Here is an 18796-nt window from a genome sequence, read left to right on the forward strand (position 1 = left end):
TTGGGGCGGGGGCGGGTGGTCAGTGTTGCGTGGGTGGAGATCGAGGGGACGTTTCGCTATCCGGAGTTGCGTACGGCTGGCATGTCACGGGCGGCGGTCCGTCATCGGGTCGCGCGAGGTGATCTGCGACGGGTGACCCGGGGTATCTACGTCCCGAACCCGAGCCGGCTGGACCTGTTGCGGGCGACGTTCCGGCGGCTTCCGGCCGGGGCGGTGCTCGGCTACCAGTCGGCTGCCGCGTTACACGGATTCGGGACATCGGCTCCGGAGATGATCCACGTGATACTGCCAGCGGGTGTAGCGATGCCCAGGATTCGGGGCGTTGTCGCGCACGAGGCGGTGCTGCCGGTGATCGGCCCGGTTGAACTGGCCGGCGTGCCCTGCGTACCGGCTGCCCGATGTGCGATCGACCTGGCGCGGCAGTTGCGCCGGATGGATGCCCTGCCGCTGCTCGATGCCGTACTCCGGTCCGGCGCCTGCGGTACCGACGATTTGTGGGCGGAGGTCGGTCGGCATGCCGGACTGCGAGGTGTTTGTCAGGTGCGGAACCTGGTGCCGATCGCCGACCCTCGTGCCGAATGCAGGCAGGAAAGCCAACTGCGCCTGGTGCTGATCGACGCGGGCCTGCCGGTGCCGGAGCCGCAGATCTGGGCGTGCGACCGGTACGGCTCGCGGGTCTACCGGCTCGACCTGGGCTACCGGGAGCGTCGGATTGGCTTGGAGTACGACGGTGCATCCCACCTCGACCCCGAGCGGCTCCGTTACGACCGCGCCCGGATGAACTGGCTCGCCGCCAACGGTTGGAAAATGCGCTACTTCACCGCCCGCGACCTCTACAGCCGCCCCGCCCACATAGCCGCCACAGTCCGCGCCACCCTCCTCCCCTAACCGCCCCGGCCCCGGCCCCGGCCCCGGCCCCGGCCCCGGCCCCGGCCCCGGCCCCGGCCCCGGCCCCGGCCCCGGCCCCGGCCCCGGCCCCGGCCCCGGCCCGCCGATCTTGCAGTTATGGCGTCTGATCTATCCCCTTTGCGGCTTATATCTACGACCACAACTGCAAGATCGACGCGGGGAAGGAGCGGGGGTGACGCGGGGGTGACGCGGGGAGGGCGGGGGTGGGAGGGGGTGGGAGGGGCGGGGTGGGTGTTAGGCGGTGGGGGTGAAGGCGGTTTCGAGGAGGGTTAGGGCGCGGGTGAGGGTGGGGGTGTCGATGACGAGTGGGGGGAGGAAACGCAGGACGTTGCCGTGGGTGCCGCAGGTGAGGGTGAGTAGGCCCAGGCGGTGGCAGGCGGCTGAGATGGCCGCGGTGGTGGCGGGGTCGGGGGTGAGGGTGCCGGGCAGGACCAGTTCCACGGCGAGCATGGCGCCTCGGCCGCGTACCTCGGCGATCCTGGGGTCCCGGGCGGCCAGGGCGTGCAGGCGGGGGAGCATGGTGGACTCGATGTGCCGGGCGGCGGTGGGGAGGTCCAGTTCGTGCATGGTCTCGATGGCGGCCAGTGCGGCGGCGCAGGCGATCGGGTTGCCGCCGTAGGTGCCGCCGAGGCCGCCGACGTGTACGGCATCCATCAGCTCCGCGCGGCCGGTGACGGCGGCGAGCGGCAGGCCGCCCGCGATCCCCTTCGCGAGGGTGATCAGGTCCGGTTCGACCTGTTCGTGGTCGAGGGCGAACCAGTCGCCGGTACGGCAGAAGCCGGTCTGGATCTCGTCGGCGACGAAGACCACCCCGGCCGCTGTCGCCCACTCCCGCAACGCGGGCAGGAAACCCGGAGCCGGTACGACAAAACCGCCCTCGCCCTGGATCGGCTCGATCAGTAGCGCGGCGACGTTCTCCGCACCGACCTGCTTCTCGATCAGCTCGATGGCGTTCGCCGCCGCTGCCGGGCCGGTCAAGCCGCCGTCGCGCAGCGGGTACGACATCGGCACCCGGTAGATCTCCCCGGCGAACGGGCCGAAGCGGTGCTTGTACGGCATGTTCTTCGCGGTCAACGCCATCGTCAGGTTGGTCCGCCCGTGGTACGCGTGGTCGAAGACCACCACGGCTGGGCGGCCGGTCGCGTGGCGGGCGATCTTGACGGCGTTCTCGACTGCCTCGGCACCGGAGTTGAACAGTGCCGAACGCTTCTCGTACGTGCCGGGGGTGAGGGTGTTGAGCTGTTCGCAGACGGCCACGTACGACTCGTACGGTGCAACCATGAAGCAGGTGTGGGTGAAGCGTTCCGCCTGCTCCCGGATGGCGGCGACGACTCGTGGGGCGGAGTTGCCGACGTTGGTGACCGCGATGCCGGCGGCGAAGTCGATCCACTCCCGGCCGTCGACGTCGACGATGGTGCCGCCGCTGGCGTGGTCCACGTAGGACGGGATGACGCTGCCGACGCCACGGGCGACCGCGCCGGACCGCCGCTTGTGCAGGTCCTCGGAACTGGCCGGCGACGCGGGCCGGGCTGCGCTGGTCATCGGCTCAGCTCTCGATGTTGTGCATGACGTGCTTGATCCGGGTGTAGTCCTCCAGACCGTAGATGGAGAGGTCCTTGCCGTGGCCGGAGTGCTTGAACCCGCCGTGCGGCATCTCGGAGACGAACGGGATGTGCGTGTTCACCCAGACACAGCCGAAGTCGAGCCGGCGGGTCATCCGCATCGCCCGACCGTGGTCCTTCGTCCAGACCGAGGCGGAAAGGCCGTACTCGACGCCGTTGGCCCAGCGGACCGCCTCGTCCTCGTCGGTGAAGCGTTGCACGGTGATGACCGGCCCGAACACCTCGTCCTGGATGATCTCGTCGTCCTGCCGGACGCCGGAGACCACGGTGGGGGCGTAGAAGTAGCCGCGCTCGCCGACCCGGTTGCCGCCGGAGCGCAGCTCCGCGTGGTCGGGCAGGCGGTCGACGAACCCGGTCACCCTGGCTAGCTGGTTGGCGTTGTTGAGTGGGCCGTAGAGCACGTCCGGGTCGTCCGGTGCCCCGGTACGGGTGTTGCGCGCCTGCTCGGTCAGGGCGGCCACGAAATCCTCGTACACGCCGGGGCCGGCGAGGACGCGGGTCGCCGCGGTGCAGTCCTGGCCGGCGTTGAAGTAGCCGCCGACCGCGATCGCCTCGGCCGCCGCCGCGATGTCGGCGTCGTCGAAGACCACCACCGGGGCCTTGCCACCCAACTCCAGGTGGGTCCGCTTCAGGTCGGACGCGGCGGTGGCCGCCACCTCGATGCCGGCCCGGGTGGAGCCGGTGATCGACACCATTCTCGGGGTGGGGTGGGAGACCAGGCTGCGGCCGGTGTCCCGGTCGCCGCAGACCACGTTGAAGACCCCCGGCGGGAAGAACTCGGCGGCGATCTCGGCGAGCAGCAGGGTGGATACCGGGGTGGTGTCCGACGGTTTGAGCACCACCGTGTTGCCGGCGGCGAGCGCCGGGGCGATCTTCCAGACCGCCATCATCAGCGGATAGTTCCAGGGGGTGACCTGGGCGCAGACGCCGATCGGCTCACGTCGTACGTAGGAGGTGTGCCCGGCCATGTACTCCCCGGCGGAACGTCCCTCCAGCATCCTGGCCGCCCCGGCGAAGAACCGGAACTCGTCCACCGACGGCGGCAACTCCTCGTCGGCGGTGAGCTGGCGCGGCTTGCCGGTGTTGCGTACCTCGGCGTCGACCAACTCGGCCGCCCGCGACTCCACCGCGTCGGCCAGCTTCAACAGGGCCCGCTGCCGCTCGGCGGGGGTGACGTCCCGCCAGCTCTCGAAGGCGGTCGCGGCCGCGGTCATCGCCGCGTCGACGTCGGCCGCGCCGGAGACCGGCGACTGGGCGAACACCTCACCGGTGCATGGGTCGATCAGGTCGACGCTGTGGCCGTCGATCGTCTCGACGTACTCGCCGTTGACGAAGTTGCGCAGTGCTTGCTTGTCGCTCATGTCGGGTCTCCCGGGGGTGGCCTGCGCGCTGTCGTGGAGGAGCCGGTGTCGCGGAGGTAATCGCAACCTGTCTGCCATCCTGGCTACTGAATTCGCGGCAGACAAGGGCTTGAGCGACTGTTTTAGTGCAAGCGTGTGGTCGTTTACGCTGCAGTGCATGAAGGCAACCCCGTTCTACGTCGCCGGTACGCAGGCCAGTGGCGACGACGTCGTGCTCGTCTCGCACCCGTACGACGGGCGGGAGGTCGGCCGTACCAGTCATGCCACCGCGGACCAGGTCGAGCGGGCGGTGGCCGCCGCCCACGACGTCGCCGCGACGGCGGCGGCGCTGCCGGCGCACGTCCGGGCCGCCGCGCTGGACCACGTCTCCCGGCGCCTCGCCGAGCGGGCCGAGGAGTTCGCCCGGCTGATCACCGCCGAGAGCGGCAAGCCGGTGAAGTGGGCCAGGATCGAGGTGACCCGGGCGGTATCCACCTTCCGCTGGGCCGCCGAGGAGGCCCGGCGGTTCTCCGGCGAACTGCAACGGCTGGACACCGACCCGGCCGCGACCGGGCGGATCGCCCTGGTACGCCGGGTGCCGCGCGGCCCCGTCCTGGGCATCACGCCGTTCAACTTCCCGCTGAACCTGGTCGCGCACAAGGTCGCCCCGGCGCTCGCCGTCGGTGCACCGATCGTGGTGAAGCCGGCACCGGCGACCCCGCTGACCGCCCTGCTGCTCGGTGAGCTGCTGGCCGAGGTGACCGAGCCGCGCGGCGGGCTGCCGGCGGGCCTGTTCTCGGTGCTGCCGCTGCCCAACGACCGGGCCGCCGAGCTGACCGGCGACCCGCGGCTGCCGGTGGTGTCGTTCACCGGCTCGGGTCCGGTCGGCGCCGCGATCCGGCGGGCCGTACCGGACAAGCACGTCACGCTGGAGTTGGGCGGGAACGGCGCCGCGGTGATCTGCGGTGACTGGGCCAGCGACACCGACCTCGACTGGGCGGCGCAGCGGATCGCCACCTTCGCCAACTACCAGGCCGGGCAGAGCTGCATCGCGGTGCAGCGGGTGTTCGTGCACGAGCGGCTCTACGACGGTTTCCTGTCCCGGCTGGTCGGCGCGGTGAAGGCGCTGCGGGTCGGTGACCCGTCCGACGATGCCACCGACGTGGGACCACTGATCAGCGAGACAGCCGCGGTGCGGGTCGAGGGTTGGGTCGAGGAGGCGCTGGCCGCCGGAGGCGCCGCGGTGCTCGGCGGCCCGCGTACGGGCAGCTCGTACCCACCCACCGTGCTGACCGGGGTGCCGGGTGCGGCCAAGGTGTGGACCGAGGAGGTGTTCGGGCCGGTCCTGGTGGTCGCCCCGGTCGCCGACGACCAGGCCGCCTTCGCCGCGGTCAACGATTCGGCGTACGGGCTTCAGGCGGGGGTCTTCACGCACAGTCTCCAGACCGCGTTCACCGCGCACCGTACGCTCCAGGTCGGCGGGGTGATCGTCGGTGACGTGCCGTCGTACCGCGCCGACCAGATGCCGTACGGCGGGGTGAAGGGCAGCGGTGTCGGGCGCGAGGGCGTACGCAGCGCGATGGACGACTACACCGAACCCCGCGTCATGGTGCTCACCGGCATCGACCTGTAGGCGGTGGGGACGGGTTCACCAGGTGCCGTCGTCGTGGAGTCGGGCGGGCGCACGGCCGAGCAGCAGGGTGGTCAGGGCGGTGTCGATGTCGGCGCCGAGGAACCACTCGCCGGCCTCGTCGAGGGCGAAGATCCGACCCAGCTCGTCGACGGCGAGGATGCTGTCACCTCCCTCGGTGCCGATTGGGAAGAGTCGTACGCCGATCACCGTGCCGAGGCCGGCCAGGCTGTCCGCGCTGTGCGCGACACCGGGCGGGTTGATTTCGAAACGCCGGATCCACACCTGCTCGCCGGGCCCACGCCGCCCGCAGACCAGTCCGGGAAACGCGGTCAGGGTACGTTCGGCGGCCTCGAAACCCTGGTGCCGGTGGTGCCTGCCGGGCACCCCGCACACCTTCGTGATCGCCTCACCGGCCAGGAGCCTGTCCCCGAAGCCCGGCCGCCAGCCCCCCTCGACCAGTGCGTACGCGACCTCGGCCGGGAACCGGTCCGGATCGGGAACCGGCTGCGGTGCGGGTCGCCACTCCTCGGCGAAGGCAAGATGGGCCCAGGGCAGCAGTCCGAAGTGGACCAGTGCGCACACGCACGAGTCGCAGGGGCGTTCGGCGGCACCGTCGGCCGGGTCGCCCGGCTCCCGGACCCGGAACACCTCCAGTTGGGCGCTGCCGAACAGTTCCCGCGCCGACTCCTGGGTCAGCTCGGGCTGCCCGAGGGTGGCGAGCCTGCGGTCGTACTCGTGCAGCACGTCCGAGACGACCACGAGTTCGGCGTGCCGTTCGGCGCCGCGTACGAGATGGCCTGTCGGCAGGCGGTCGAGATAGCCTCGGACCAGCCGGTGATGCTGTAACCGCAGGTCACCCTTTGCCGAGTGACCGACGTGCAGGTCGTGTTGGACGGTCAGGTGGGCGGTGGCGCCGGGCGTCGGCAGCCGCCGGGTGGACCGGCTCAACTCCACCGCCGGGTCCACCGTCCGGGTCAGCCGGCTGCGCCCCAACCGGTCGGTGCGGTACATGTCGCACACGACCTCGGGCGGCAGACTCGGCCAGCTCGACACCTCACCGGTTTCCCGGTCGATGATCGTGGTCGTACGGGTTCCGGATGCGGTGGACGGTTCGTCGGACGGATCGACCAGGATCACCCAGCCGACGTCGAACTCGTCCAGCATCGGGGTGCAGGGATGGCCGAGCCGCAGTGCCTCCCGTTGCGCCCAGCGTTGGGCGATTCCTTCGGCTTCCTGGCGGCTGATCATGTGCAAGTCTCCCCGTTCCTGCTCAGCCGGACATCGTCCGCGAAGTTACCGGACCACGGGGTTTCGCGTCAGCCCGTACGGCTCGCGATACCGACAGTAAGTGCCTGGCCGTCCACAGTGGGCGATCGTGCCAGTCAGCCGAGGCGCTACGCTCCGTCGCCGATCAGCTCGTACACCAGAGCCTCGTCGCGGCGGACCCGGACCAGGTCCTCCTGGAACTTCTCGTCCAGCCGGGTGAGGACGTCGTAGGTGGCAACGGCCTCCGTGACGAGCCTGCGGGCTTCCGCGCCGAAAGCAGCCGCCTGCGTTGCCTTCTGCGGCTTCCCGGGGCGTCGGAACACGACGACGAGCATGGCGAGGTTCGTCGCCAGCCGGCACTTGACATCGGCCGTCATCCCGCTCAGTTTGAGCAGGTCGAGGCGGCGGTGTGGAGTACCGTCGGCCGCGATGTACCGCGGCGAACTGGTCAGGCTGTCCAGATGTGCTCCGAGCAGCGTTATCGGAGCCATCTCGCCGCCGGTGAGCTCCAGGTAACTGTCGAGAGAGTCACGCGCCGCGCTGGCGGCGTCGGCCGGGCGACCACTACGCGTGAGCACACCGGCAAGGTTGTACAGCTTGCCGGCGAGTTGAGCGAGGTGCTCGTCGTTGTCCGGCTCTTCGGCCCGGAGTTGGCGGATGATGTCGATCGACTTCCGGTTCCGGTCCAGAGCCTCCTCCAGACGCCCTGCCCGCGACAGGAGCATTGCTTCTTCGGCGTACCGGTTCGAGGTGTCCTGCAGTTGCTGCAACCGTCGCTCGCGGCGGGCAGCGGAACTCGACGGCCACATGTCCGACCTCGCTCCCGTTGAGGACCCGGTGTCGGTATATTCCCTGATCGGTCCTGGTGTTGGCCACCCACGGGAATCGCTCGTCACCGGTGCGGGAGGCGTGGATTTCGTCGTCGTACGGATGGATGTTGGTGACCCGACGCAGGGTCGATCGTTGTGGGTGTTATGCCGGGTCTGGAGCAGTCGTGCGTTGAGTGCTGTCCTGATCGGCCCACCCACCCCCTGACGAGTCACGCACGGCAGGCTTCGTGAGTACGTCCTCCGCGCGGGGCCGGCTCGGGGACCACACGAGTACGCCCCGGGTCACCGTCCTGGAACTCCTCTTCGACGTGGTGTTCGTGTTCGCCCTGACCCGGGTCGCCCAACGGGTGACCGACGATCTCACCATCGCCCGTCGCATGCTGTTCTCCGAAGCCGGCCAGACCCTGTTGCTGCTGCTCGCGCTCTGGATGGTCTGGTACCTCAACGCCTGGATGACCAGCAGGTTCGACCCGCAACGGGCCGACATCCAGCTTGTGGTCGTGGTGACCATGTTCGGCAGCCTGCTGATCGCGGTCTGCCTGCCCCAGGCGTTCGGCGACCGCGGCCTGATCTTCGCCTGCGCGTACGTCACTATCCAGGTCGGTCGGCCGCTGTACCTGGTCTGGGCGCTGCGCGGGCATGACCGGCAGGCGACCTCGATCCGGGTGCTGGTCTGGGCACTGGCCGCGGGTGTGCTCTGGCTCTCCGGCGGAATCAGCGGCGGCGAGGGCCGCGCGGCCTTCTGGATCGTGGCGGTGCTGCTGGAACTGGTCGGTCCGGCGCTGCGGTGGCCGACGCCGCGACTCGGCCGGGCCCGGGAACCCGAGTGGACCCTGGCCGAGGACCACCTCGCCGAACGCTACGTACAGTTCCTGCTGATCGCGCTCGGTGAATCGGTCATCGCCACCGGAATCGAAATCAGCGTACGCCCATTCGAAACCGAGCGGATGATTGTCTTCGTCGCCTCTTTCCTGACCACCGTGCTGTTCTGGAGAATCTTCTTCTACCACGCCGGACTCGCCCTCGCGCAGGCCCTGCACAGCGCACCCAGCGCGATCCGGCTCAGCCAGTCGGCAAGCTACACCCTGCTGGTCATGGTGGCCGGAATCCTCGTCGCCGGGGTGGGGTTCCGGCTGGTCATCGACGATCCCGAACCGCCGATCGATCCGGCCTGGGTGGTCGCCATCGTCGGTGGGCCGGCCCTTTTCCTGGCCGGTCGGGTCCGCTTCGAACACCAGTTGTTCGGACGGATCCCTCCGTCGATGTGGGTCGGGCTGATCGTAATGGTCGCCGCCGCGCCGGGAATGGTCTTCCTGCCGCCACTGGCCGCCCCGCTCGGTGCCACCCTCGTACTGGCCGGGCTGGTGGCGTACGAGACTCTTTCCGGGCGGCGTGAGCCCGCCTCGAACCCACCGCTGTGACCGGTTGGTCGGGACGACCGGACAGTGGCGGGGGAGCGGATGACGGGCGGGAAATGGCCGGCGACGGTTGCCGAGGCGAAAGCCGTACAGGATCGGTTGCGGCCGTTGGTCGACCTGGTCGGGCCGGGACCGACACAGCCGCGTACGGTCGCCGGCCTGGACGTCGCGTACGCCGAGGACGGTGACCGCCTCGCGGCGGCGGTGACGGTGTTGGACGCGCGGACGCTGGCCGTGGTGGAGACGGCGGTGACCGTCGGTCGGGCCGCCTTTCCGTATGTTCCCGGCCTGTTCGCGTTCCGTGAGCTGCCCGCGCTGCTGGACGCGCTCGAACGCCTCGCCACCACTCCCGACCTGCTGGTCTGCGACGGGCACGGGCTGGCCCATCCACGGCGGTTCGGGCTGGCCTGCCACCTGGGTGTGCTCACCGGGCTGCCGGCGATCGGGGTGGGCAAGACCCCGCTGCTCGGTACGTGGGACCCGCCCGCGGAACACCGGGGCGCCTGGTCGCCGCTGCGCGACGGCGGTGAGGTTGTCGGTCGGGTGCTGCGTACCCGGGCGGGGATCAAGCCGGTGTTCGTGTCGGTGGGACACCGGATGGACTTGGCGAACGCGTGCGACCGGGTGTTGGCATTGACTCCGAGTTATCGGCTGCCGGAGACCACCCGCCAGGCGGATCGGTTGTGTCGGGTGGCGTTGGGCCGATCGCGGGCGTCGGACCTGGACTGATGGCGGCCGGGGGCCGGAATCCGGTGCCGCCGCGGCCGTCGCGACGCACGGTGATGTCGATCGAGCGTCCAGGAAAGACAACGATCTGTTGCTGACAAAGCACGTGCTGTGCGGGAGACTGCCTCGGGGAATCGGACAGGGAGGCACCGAATGGTCGTCGGATCACCACCCACCGTGCGACGCCGGCAACTCGGCCGCGAATTGCGCAAACTGCGCGAGGCTGCGGGCTTCAAGGCGGAGCAGGTCGCCCTGGAGGTGCGCTGCTCACCCTCGCGGGTGAGCCGGATCGAGACGGCCCGGGTACGGATCACGCCCGGCACGGTGCACGAACTGCTCGACGTCTACCGGGTCGAGGGAGCCGAGCGGCAGCGCCTGGTCGCGCTCGCCCGCCAGGCCCAGGAGGCGGGCTGGTGGCAGGCCCACAGCGACGCCTTGACCTGGGAATACTCGACTCTCATCGCGTTGGAGCACGACGCCACCGAGCTGCGTACGTTCGAATCGTCGGTGCTGCCGGGGCTGCTCCAGACCGAGGAGTACGCCCGCACCGTGCTGCGTAAGACGTTGCTGGAGCAGGCCGACGCCGCGACCGAGGAGAAACTCGTGGTCCGGCTGGCTCGCCAGCGGATCCTCACCCGTGCCCAGGACCCGGTCCGGCTCTGGGCGATCCTGGACGAGGCGGTGCTGCGCCGGCAGGTGGGTGGACCGGACGTGATGGGGCCGCAGTTGCGTCACCTGGTGGAGATGGCCGGGCGGCCGAACGTGCAGCTCCAGGTGCTGCCGTTCGACCGGGGCGCGTACGCCTGCAACACCGGCCCGTTCCTCCTGCTCGGCTTCTCCTCGGCCGACGGCGAGGAGATCGTCGGGGAGCCGGCCGACGGCGACGTGGTCTATGTGGAGAACGAGGCGGGTGACATCTACGTGGAGAAAGAGCCCGGGGTGGCCCGTTACCGCATGGTCTTCGACAACCTCCGCGCCGACGCCCTGACCTGCGAAGAGTCGCGGGCCTGGCTGGCTCGGCTGGCCGCCGAACTGCCGTGACCCACACGCTCGGTGACGGTGTGGTGGCGTGCGCGGTCGGAGTGCGGGTGGCGGCGCACGGTAGCCTGTCGGCCGTACCCCAACCGGAACCGGCGAGGTGATCATGTTGGTACGGCGCGGAGCGGCTCGGTTCGCGACGGTCGGCGCGCTGCTGGCTGGCCTGGTGATGGTCGGCGCGGCACCGGCGTTCGCCGACGACGAGGACTCGGTCCGGCTCAGCTCGTCCAGCAGCTTCACCGCCGGTGGTTCGCCGGGTTCGATCACGGTGGCCGTCACCAAGCGGTCCAAGGGCTGCGTATCGGCCCGGACCGTGTTGCTGTTCCAGTTGCCGGGGCTGTCCGCGGGTGACGTGACCCTGCTGGTCGCCCAGAACGGCCGCTGGCAGGAGGTGCCGGTGTCCGGGGGCGGCAACGACCTGGTCCGCAGCGGCCGGGTGGCACCGGAGAAGCCCGAGTTGTGTGAGCGCAAGAGCGTCGCGGTCCGCTACCGGCTGGCCTTCGCCGCCGGTGTGCCGGCCGGTCGGTTGAACATCGTGGCCGAGGCGTACGCGGGCGGCGGTCCGCTGATCGCGCGGGCGACCGAGGCCCGGAAGGTGAACGGGGCCAAGGGCACTCCCACCCCGACCAAGCGGAGTTCGAAGTCGCCGAGCCCGAGCCCGACGCCGGAGGAGACGACACCGGCCCCGGAGGAGACCGAGGTGGCGGCGGTGGCGCCGACCGGTCAGCCGGGTCTGGGTGCCGGTGCCGGCAACAGCGGTGGTGGCGGGGTCGGCTCGATGGTGATGGTGGTCGGGGTCGGCATGGTGGCGATCGGTATCGCGCTGCTGGTGCTGCTGCTGCGCCGGGCCAAGGGCGGCCGGGACGAGCCGGGTGCCGGTGGTGCGCCGGGCGCCGGGCCGCGTCCGCCGTTCCCGCCGCCGGCCGGCGCCGGTGGCGACGCGACCGTGGTCATGCCCCGGATACGCCCCTGAGCCCGATTCCGGCCCCGCGCCCGGCGTCTGCGGCGCCAGATCCTGAGCTTCACCCCCGCGTCCGCCCACGCTGAGCCTTGCCCGCAACCGGCCTTGCACCCGGCTCGGGGCGTTGGCTCCGATACGCTCAGGCCGTTGGCGGCGCATGACTGAGGAGCGAGACCGTTGTCTGATTTGTCCCAAATCGTCAAGGCGTACGACGTCCGCGGTACCGTCCCCGAACAGTGGGACGAGCGGGTCGCCGAGGCGTTGGGCGCGGCCTTCGCACAGGTGGTGCGCGCGGACCCGGGCGACGAACCGGCCGCTGACCGCAACGCCGTCGTGATCGCCCACGACATGCGGGCCACCGGCCCTGGTCTCGCCGCCGCTTTCGCCGCCGGAGTCCGATCCGAGGGGATGTCGGTCATCGACACCGGCCTCGGCTCGACCGACCTGCTCTACTACGCCTCCGGCAGCCTCGACCTGCCCGGTGCCATGTTCACCGCCAGCCACAACCCGGCGCAGTACAACGGGATCAAGATGTGCCGGGCCGGCGCCCGGCCGATCGGCCAGGACAGCGGCCTGGCCGAGATCCGCGAGCGGGCCCAGGCGATGCTGGACAAGGGCGACGCGCACCCGGCGGGCGAGCCGCGGGAACCGGTGCAGCCGCGCGACCTGCTCCCCGAGTACGCCGCCCACCTGCGCAAACTGGTCGACCTGAGCGCCATCCGGCCGCTGCGGGTGGTGGTCGACGCCGGCAACGGCATGGGCGGTTACACCGTGCCGGTGGTGCTCGGCGACGCCGTGCTGCCGGCGCTGCCGCTGACCATCGTGCCGCTCTACTTCGAGCTGGACGGCTCCTTCCCCAACCACGACGCCAACCCGCTCGACCCGGCCAACCTGGTCGACCTGCAGGCGGCGGTCCTGGAACACGGCGCCGACCTCGGCCTCGCCTTCGACGGCGACGCGGACCGCTGCTTCGTCATCGACGAGCGCGGCGAGCCGGTCTCGCCGTCCGCGATCACCGCGCTGGTGGCCGTACGCGAGTTGGCCAAGCACCCCGGCTCCACGGTCATCCACAACCTGATCACCTCCAGCGCGGTGCCGGAGATCATCCGGGAGCACGGCGGGAAGCCGCTGTGCAGCCGGGTGGGGCACTCGTTCATCAAGGCCGACATGGCCCGTACGAATGCGGTTTTCGGCGGTGAACACTCGGCGCACTACTACTTCCGCGACTTCTGGTTCGCCGACACCGGCATGCTCGCCGCGATGCACCTGCTCGCCGCGCTCGGTGAGCAGGACCGCCCGCTGTCGGAGTTCGCCGCCGAGTACGAGCGGTACGTCTGCTCCGGCGAGATCAACTCCACGGTCGCCGACCAGGCGGCGAAGTTGGCCGAGGTCAAGCAGGTCTACCAGGGTGCCGAGACCGACGAACTGGACGGCCTGACCGTGCGCTTCCCGGACGGGGCCTGGATCAACCTGCGCCCCTCCAACACCGAACCGTTGCTGCGGCTCAACGTGGAGGGGCCGACCAAGGACCGGATGACCTCGCTCCGTGACGAGGTGCTCGACCTGGTACGCCGATAAGATCGCGTGCGCCGGCCGGGAACGCCGACCCGGCCGCCCGGATGACGTGGAAGGAGCCGCATCGTGGCCCTTGACCCGCAGTTACTCGAGATTCTCGCCTGCCCGGACACGCACCACGCCCCGCTCGCCTATGACGCGGAGGCGCAGACCCTGACCTGCACCGAATGCCAGCGGATCTTCGAGGTTCGCGACGACGTACCGGTGCTCCTGCTCGACGAGGCCCGCGGCGGTACCGCTCAGGAGGAGAAGTGATGGACGCCCACGCCGGCGTAAGCGGGCGACGGGTCCCCGACGAGGGGCTGCTCGACGACGTGGCCGCGCTGGCCGAGGCCGACCCGGGCGGCATGCTCCGGTTCACCGCCTCGGCCGGTGCCCAGGTACGCGAATCGGCGGCGCTGGCCGCCGAGGCGAACCTGGGGGTACTGGCCGACGAGGGCCGCCCGCGTGCCGTGGTGATCGCGGGCATCGGTACCGCAGGACGTACCGGTGACATCCTCGCCACGGTCGCCGGGCCGCGTTGCCCGGTGCCGGTCATCGCGCACCGCAGCGCCGGGGTGCCGGGCTGGGTGGGCGCCGCCGACGTGGTGATCGCGGTGAGCGCTTCGGGACGCAGCCCGGAGGCGCTCGGCGCGGCCGAGGCGGCGGCCCGCCGCGGGGCCAGGCTGGTTGCCGTCGGTGCCCCGGACTCGCAGCTCCAGTCGGTGGCCGAGGGGGTCCGGGCGCCGTTCATCCCGGTACCCCGGCGGGCGCCCGCGCGGGCCAGCCTCTGGGGGCTGACCGTGCCGGTGCTGCTCGCCGCCCGCGCGCTCGGGCTGGTGAAGGTCAACGAGGCTGACCTGGCCGAGACGGCCGCCCGACTCGACGCCGATGCCGACCGGAGCCGGCCGACCGCCGAGTCGTTCGTCAACCCGGCGAAGTCGCTGGCGCTGGCGCTGGCCGGTTCGGTGCCGGTGGTCTGGGGCTCGTCCCCGCTGGCCACGGTGGCCGCCCGCCGGTTCGGCGACACGCTGTCGGCGAACGCGCGTTACCCGGTGGTCGCGGGTGCGCTCGGTGAGGCCGGTCGGGGCCGGGTGGGGCTGCTCGACGGGGTGTTCGGCGGGCTCGCCGAGTCGACCCGGGACATCTTCGCCGACCCGGAGGACGAGTCCGACTGGACCCGGCTGCGGGTGGTGCTGCTGCGCGACGGCGGGTTGAACGCCGACGACGACAGCGACGAGCCGCTGGCCGTCGAGGAACGACGGGCGGACGCGTTGCAGACCCTGGCCGAGCGGCGCGGGGTGCGCTGCGACGTGGTCACCGCCGAGGGCGGCTCGGCGCTGGAGCGGCTCGCGTCGCTGATCGCCGTACCCGATTTCGCGTCGGTGTACCTGGCACTGGCACACGGGCTCGACCCGATGGCCGTGCCCGCGGTGACCGAAATGAAGGAGCTATCGAACCCGTGAACGTGCACAGCGACCAGCAGGGGACGCCGACATGAGCGCCGGTGGGGGCACGCGGGCGATCATCGCCGCGCTGCTGGCCAACCTGGGCATCGCGATCACGAAGTTCGTGGCCTGGTTGCTCACCGGGTCGTCGTCGATGCTGGCCGAGGCCATCCACTCGGTCGCCGACTCCGGCAACCAGGCGTTGCTGCTGGTCGGCGGCCGTCGGGCCCAGCGCGGCGCGACTCCGCAACACCCGTTCGGGTACGGGCGTGAGCGCTACATCTACGCGTTCATCGTGTCGATCGTGCTGTTCAGCGTCGGTGGTCTCTTCGCGCTGTACGAGGGTTACCACAAGTGGCAGCACCCCGAGCCGATCGACGACCACCAGTGGGTGCCGGTGGCCGTGCTGCTCGTCGCGATCGGTCTGGAGTCGTTCTCGTTCCGTACCGCGATCAAGGAGTCCAACCACGTACGCGGTAAGGCGACCTGGGTGCAGTTCGTCCGGCGGGCGAAGGCACCCGAGTTGCCGGTGGTGCTCCTGGAGGACCTCGGCGCGCTGCTCGGCCTGATTTTCGCCATGGTCGGCGTGTCGATGACGCTGGCCACCGACAACGGCAGGTGGGACGCGGCCGGCACCCTGGCGATCGGCATCCTGCTGGTCACCATCGCGGTCATCCTGGCGATGGAGACGAAGAGCCTGCTGCTCGGCGAGGGGGCCACCCCGGAGGACGTCAGCGCGATCGAGCGGGCGGTCAACGAGGGCTCCGAGGTCGAGCGGATCATCCACATGCGCACCCTGCACCTGGGGCCGGAGGAGTTGCTGGTCGCGGCGAAGATCGCGGTCACGCCGTCGGCGTCGGCCGAGGAACTGGCCCATGACATCGACACGGTCGAGGCGCGGATCCGTACGGCGGTGCCGATCGCCCGGGTGATCTACCTGGAGCCGGACATCTACAGCGCACGGGCGGCGAACCGGCAGAGCACGCCGGAGAACGCGGCGCAACCTGCGACCGATGAAACGGATGGGAAAGGCTGAGGCGTGGAACCGTTGTACGGCCCGATCCGCGACTACGCCTGGGGATCCCGGACGGTGATCGCCGGGTTACAGGGACGTTCGGTGCCCAGCGCCGGGCCGGAGGCGGAACTCTGGCTCGGCGCACACCCCGGATCCCCGGCGATGGTGTGCCAGCAGGACGCCCGGATCAGCCTGGTGGAACTGCTCGCCGCAGAACCGTCGCGCTGGCTGGGTGACGAGGTGCTGGCCCGCTTCGACGGGCGGCTGCCGTTCCTGATGAAGCTGCTGGCGCCGGAGGCACCGCTGTCGTTGCAGGCCCACCCGGATCCCGACCAGGCCCGCAGCGGGTACGCGGCCGACCAGGACCTGCCGCCGACCGCGCACCGCAACTACGTCGACCCGTACCACAAGCCGGAAGTGCTGGTGGCGATCGCACCGTTCGAGGCGCTCTGCGGTTTCCGGGATCCCCGGGAGTCGGCGGCGGTGCTGGAGGCGTTCGACATCCCGGCGTTGAAGCCGGTGGTGGCGTGCCTGCGTACGGGTGTGGCGGGGCTGCGGGACGCGGTGGAGCGGTTGCTGACGTGGCCGGCGGTGGACAGGGCGGCGCTGGTGGAGACGGTCCGCAGCACCGATCTCGGCCCGGCGTACACCGACGATCAGGAACTCGTCCGGCGGCTGGCCGGCTGGTATCCGGCCGATCCGGGTGTGCTGGTCGCGCTGCTGCTCAACCACGTACGGCTGGAACCGGGTACGGCGATCTGGATGCCGGCCGGCAACCTGCACGCGTACCTTCGCGGTGCGGGTGTGGAGATCATGGCGGCCAGTGACAACGTGCTGCGCGGCGGGCTGACGCCGAAGCACGTGGACATCGGCGAACTGCTCCGGGTGCTGCGGTTCGAGGTGCTGGAGGACCCGCTGCTCGCTCCGGCTCCGGTGGCGCCGGGTGTGGTGACCTGGCCGGTGCCGGTGGACGACTTCGCCCTGTACCGGGTGCGGTTGGACGACGACCTGCCGGAGGCCCGGCTCACCCTGACCGGGCCGAGGGTGCTGCTCGGTGCCACCGGCGCGGTGCTGGTACGCGACGCGGCCGGTGCGGTGACGGTCGAGCCCGGCCGGGCGGCGATCGGGGCGGCCGACGGCGGTGAGCTGGTCTTCTCCGGTCGAGGCGAGGTCTTTGTCGGCGTGGCCGGCTTATCGGACATTTCCGGATTGGCTTGACAGGGCATATGCGGAGTGTGACTCTATAACCACGCAGCGTCATTGCGATGGGGGTCGTAAGACGCGCGCGGGGGTACCAAACCGGGGGGATGCGCGGGGCGGAGGGATGCTGGGCGGGAAGCCGTCCATGCCCCGCCGCCCCGCGTGCTGTGCGACCATCGCTGGCGTAGACGCCGGCCAACCATGGCCATCGCCGTACCCGTTGTCGTCGCCAAATGTCGTGCTTGTCCGGAGCGGACGGCACCGCCTGTGCCGGCACGGGTGCGGTCGGGCGTAATGTGGAGGGTCGCGCAGCAGACCCGTACGACAGGAGCTTTCATGACCAGCACTCTCCCGGCGCCCTCCGGTGGCGCGTCGACCGAGGCCCGACCCACGACCCTCGCCGGTGGCGACTTCAAGGTGGCGGATCTGTCGCTCGCCGAGTTCGGACGCAAGGAGATCCAGCTGGCTGAGCACGAGATGCCCGGCCTGATGTCGCTCCGCCGGGAGTTCGCCGCCGCGCAGCCGCTGCGGGGCGCCCGGATCACCGGCTCGCTGCACATGACCATCCAGACCGCGGTCCTGATCGAGACCCTGACCGCCCTCGGGGCGGAGGTCCGCTGGGCATCGTGCAACATCTTCTCCACCCAGGACCACGCCGCCGCCGCGATCGTCGTCGGCCCCGAGGGCACCGTCGACGCCCCCGCGGGTGTACCGGTGTACGCCTGGAAGGGCGAGTCACTCGAGGAGTACTGGTGGTGCACCGAGCAGGTGCTGCTCTGGCCGGACGGGCAGGGCCCGAACATGATCCTCGACGACGGCGGTGACGCCACCCTGCTCGTGCACCGGGGCGCCCAGTTCGAGGGCGAGGGCGCGGTGCCGCCGATCGAGTCCGCCGACTCCGAGGAGTACGCGGTCATCCTCGGCGTACTGCACCGCTCGCTGGCCGAGGACAACACCCGCTGGACCCGCGTCGCGGCCGGCATCAAGGGTGTCACCGAGGAGACCACCACCGGCGTACACCGGCTGTACGAGATGCAGCAGGCCGGATCGCTGCTGTTCCCGGCGATCAACGTCAACGACTCGGTGACGAAGAGCAAGTTCGACAACAAGTACGGCTGCCGGCACTCGCTGATTGACGGCATCAACCGCGCCACCGACGTGCTGATCGGCGGCAAGGTCGCGGTCGTGCTCGGCTACGGCGACGTGGGCAAGGGCTGCGCGGAGTCGCTGCGTGGTCAGGGTGCCCGGGTCATCGTCACCGAGATCGACCCGATCTGCGCGCTGCAGGCGGCGATGGACGGTTACCAGGTCGCGACGCTGGACGACGTGGTCGAGACCGCGGACATCTTCGTCACCGCGACGGGTTGCTTCGACGTCATCACCAACGAGCACATGGCACGGATGAAGCACCAGGCGATCGTCGGCAACATCGGCCACTTCGACAACGAGATCGACATGGCCGGTCTGCAGAAGCGGTCGGACGTGCAGCGTACGAACATCAAGCCGCAGGTCGACGTCTGGAAGTTCGACGACGGGCACTCGATCATCGTGCTCTCCGAGGGCCGGCTGCTGAACCTGGGCAACGCCACCGGGCACCCGAGCTTCGTCATGTCGAACTCGTTCGCCAACCAGACGATCGCCCAGATCGAGCTGTTCACCAAGACCGACGAATACCCGGTCGGCGTCTACGTGCTGCCGAAGCACCTGGACGAGAAGGTCGCCCGGCTGCACCTGGACGCGCTGGGGGTCCGGCTCACCGAGCTGACCAAGGAGCAGGCCGCGTACCTGGGCATCCCGGTCGAGGGTCCGTACAAGTCGGACCACTACCGGTACTGA

The 18796-nt window shown here is 70.6% G+C and carries 16 protein-coding genes; 12 read left to right on the forward strand and 4 right to left on the reverse strand.

What is annotated here, in order from left to right; translation table 11 throughout:
• Positions 1 to 33: 33 nt before the first annotated feature.
• Entirely contained in the window at positions 34 to 888 is an 855-nt protein-coding gene (locus tag AB0J90_RS05070) for a type IV toxin-antitoxin system AbiEi family antitoxin domain-containing protein (RefSeq protein ID WP_363592309.1), read from the forward strand.
• A 255-nt stretch (positions 889 to 1143) separates the two neighbouring features.
• Here the strand turns inward: AB0J90_RS05070 and gabT are convergent, their stop codons facing one another.
• Together gabT and AB0J90_RS05080 are read right to left on the reverse strand one after the other, a co-directional pair.
• A complete protein-coding gene (gene gabT, locus AB0J90_RS05075) occupies positions 1144 to 2451 on the reverse strand; it encodes a 4-aminobutyrate--2-oxoglutarate transaminase (protein WP_363592311.1) in 1308 nt (435 codons plus the stop codon).
• A 4-nt stretch (positions 2452 to 2455) separates the two neighbouring features.
• Positions 2456 to 3892 (reverse strand): gamma-aminobutyraldehyde dehydrogenase, encoded by a 1437-nt coding sequence (locus tag AB0J90_RS05080; RefSeq protein ID WP_363592313.1) that lies wholly within the window; start codon positions 3890 to 3892, stop codon positions 2456 to 2458.
• Positions 3893 to 4049: 157 nt separating this feature from the next.
• Here AB0J90_RS05080 and AB0J90_RS05085 point away from each other — a divergent pair, with 157 nt between their 5' ends.
• Complete coding sequence (locus tag AB0J90_RS05085; protein ID WP_363592315.1) at positions 4050 to 5504, forward strand: aldehyde dehydrogenase family protein; 1455 nt, start codon at positions 4050 to 4052, stop codon at positions 5502 to 5504.
• Positions 5505 to 5519: 15 nt separating this feature from the next.
• On the opposite strand, the gene AB0J90_RS05090 is transcribed toward AB0J90_RS05085, so the two are convergent.
• The gene (locus AB0J90_RS05090) at positions 5520 to 6752 is read right to left on the reverse strand and encodes an SUKH-3 domain-containing protein (protein ID WP_363592317.1); all 1233 of its coding nucleotides are present in this window, start codon (positions 6750 to 6752) and stop codon (positions 5520 to 5522) included.
• A 146-nt stretch (positions 6753 to 6898) separates the two neighbouring features.
• Positions 6899 to 7579 carry a hypothetical protein gene (locus AB0J90_RS05095; RefSeq protein ID WP_363592319.1) on the reverse strand — a complete coding sequence of 227 codons (681 nt, stop codon included), beginning with the start codon at positions 7577 to 7579 and terminating at the stop codon, positions 6899 to 6901.
• A 248-nt stretch (positions 7580 to 7827) separates the two neighbouring features.
• On the opposite strand from AB0J90_RS05095, the gene AB0J90_RS05100 reads away from it, so the two are divergent.
• The 10 genes from AB0J90_RS05100 (at position 7828) to ahcY (ending at position 18796) form a co-directional block, all read left to right on the forward strand.
• On the forward strand, positions 7828 to 9021 hold the full coding sequence (locus tag AB0J90_RS05100) for a low temperature requirement protein A (RefSeq protein WP_363592321.1): 1194 nt from the start codon (positions 7828 to 7830) through the stop codon (positions 9019 to 9021).
• 39 nt (positions 9022 to 9060) lie between these two features.
• Entirely contained in the window at positions 9061 to 9747 is a 687-nt protein-coding gene (nfi, locus tag AB0J90_RS05105) for a deoxyribonuclease V (RefSeq protein ID WP_363592323.1), read from the forward strand.
• 150 nt (positions 9748 to 9897) lie between these two features.
• Positions 9898 to 10785: a helix-turn-helix transcriptional regulator gene (locus tag AB0J90_RS05110; RefSeq protein ID WP_363592325.1), complete on the forward strand. Its 888-nt coding sequence runs from the start codon at positions 9898 to 9900 to the stop codon at positions 10783 to 10785.
• A 103-nt stretch (positions 10786 to 10888) separates the two neighbouring features.
• On the forward strand, positions 10889 to 11755 hold the full coding sequence (locus tag AB0J90_RS05115) for a hypothetical protein (RefSeq protein WP_363592327.1): 867 nt from the start codon (positions 10889 to 10891) through the stop codon (positions 11753 to 11755).
• 165 nt (positions 11756 to 11920) lie between these two features.
• Positions 11921 to 13321 (forward strand): phosphomannomutase/phosphoglucomutase, encoded by a 1401-nt coding sequence (locus tag AB0J90_RS05120; protein WP_363592329.1) that lies wholly within the window; start codon positions 11921 to 11923, stop codon positions 13319 to 13321.
• A gap of 63 nt (positions 13322 to 13384) precedes the next feature.
• Positions 13385 to 13573, forward strand: a complete 189-nt coding sequence (locus AB0J90_RS05125; protein ID WP_363592331.1) for a Trm112 family protein — start codon at positions 13385 to 13387, stop codon at positions 13571 to 13573.
• Positions 13570 to 14763 (forward strand): SIS domain-containing protein, encoded by a 1194-nt coding sequence (locus tag AB0J90_RS05130; RefSeq protein WP_363592333.1) that lies wholly within the window; start codon positions 13570 to 13572, stop codon positions 14761 to 14763. Before AB0J90_RS05125 ends, AB0J90_RS05130 begins: the two co-directional genes overlap by 4 nt.
• 31 nt (positions 14764 to 14794) lie before the next feature.
• Positions 14795 to 15781 (forward strand): cation diffusion facilitator family transporter, encoded by a 987-nt coding sequence (locus tag AB0J90_RS05135; protein WP_363592335.1) that lies wholly within the window; start codon positions 14795 to 14797, stop codon positions 15779 to 15781.
• A gap of 3 nt (positions 15782 to 15784) precedes the next feature.
• Entirely contained in the window at positions 15785 to 16978 is a 1194-nt protein-coding gene (gene manA / locus AB0J90_RS05140) for a mannose-6-phosphate isomerase, class I (RefSeq protein WP_363592337.1), read from the forward strand.
• 318 nt (positions 16979 to 17296) lie between these two features.
• Positions 17297 to 18796, forward strand: a complete 1500-nt coding sequence (gene ahcY, locus AB0J90_RS05145) for an adenosylhomocysteinase (RefSeq protein WP_363592339.1) — start codon at positions 17297 to 17299, stop codon at positions 18794 to 18796.

The sequence above is a fragment of the Micromonospora sp. NPDC049523 genome (assembly GCF_040676775.1).
GTDB lineage: Bacteria > Actinomycetota > Actinomycetes > Mycobacteriales > Micromonosporaceae > Micromonospora_G.

Coding starts and splice junctions, on each gene's coding strand:
- nfi (WP_363592323.1), top strand. CDS start 9,061: ATGACGGGCGGGAAATGGCCGGCGACGGTTGCCGAGGCGAAAGCCGTA.
- gabT (WP_363592311.1), bottom strand. CDS start 2,451: ATGACCAGCGCAGCCCGGCCCGCGTCGCCGGCCAGTTCCGAGGACCTG.
- AB0J90_RS05110 (WP_363592325.1), top strand. CDS start 9,898: ATGGTCGTCGGATCACCACCCACCGTGCGACGCCGGCAACTCGGCCGC.
- AB0J90_RS05095 (WP_363592319.1), bottom strand. CDS start 7,579: ATGTGGCCGTCGAGTTCCGCTGCCCGCCGCGAGCGACGGTTGCAGCAA.
- AB0J90_RS05080 (WP_363592313.1), bottom strand. CDS start 3,892: ATGAGCGACAAGCAAGCACTGCGCAACTTCGTCAACGGCGAGTACGTC.
- AB0J90_RS05135 (WP_363592335.1), top strand. CDS start 14,795: ATGAGCGCCGGTGGGGGCACGCGGGCGATCATCGCCGCGCTGCTGGCC.
- AB0J90_RS05085 (WP_363592315.1), top strand. CDS start 4,050: ATGAAGGCAACCCCGTTCTACGTCGCCGGTACGCAGGCCAGTGGCGAC.
- AB0J90_RS05090 (WP_363592317.1), bottom strand. CDS start 6,752: ATGATCAGCCGCCAGGAAGCCGAAGGAATCGCCCAACGCTGGGCGCAA.
- AB0J90_RS05115 (WP_363592327.1), top strand. CDS start 10,889: ATGTTGGTACGGCGCGGAGCGGCTCGGTTCGCGACGGTCGGCGCGCTG.
- ahcY (WP_363592339.1), top strand. CDS start 17,297: ATGACCAGCACTCTCCCGGCGCCCTCCGGTGGCGCGTCGACCGAGGCC.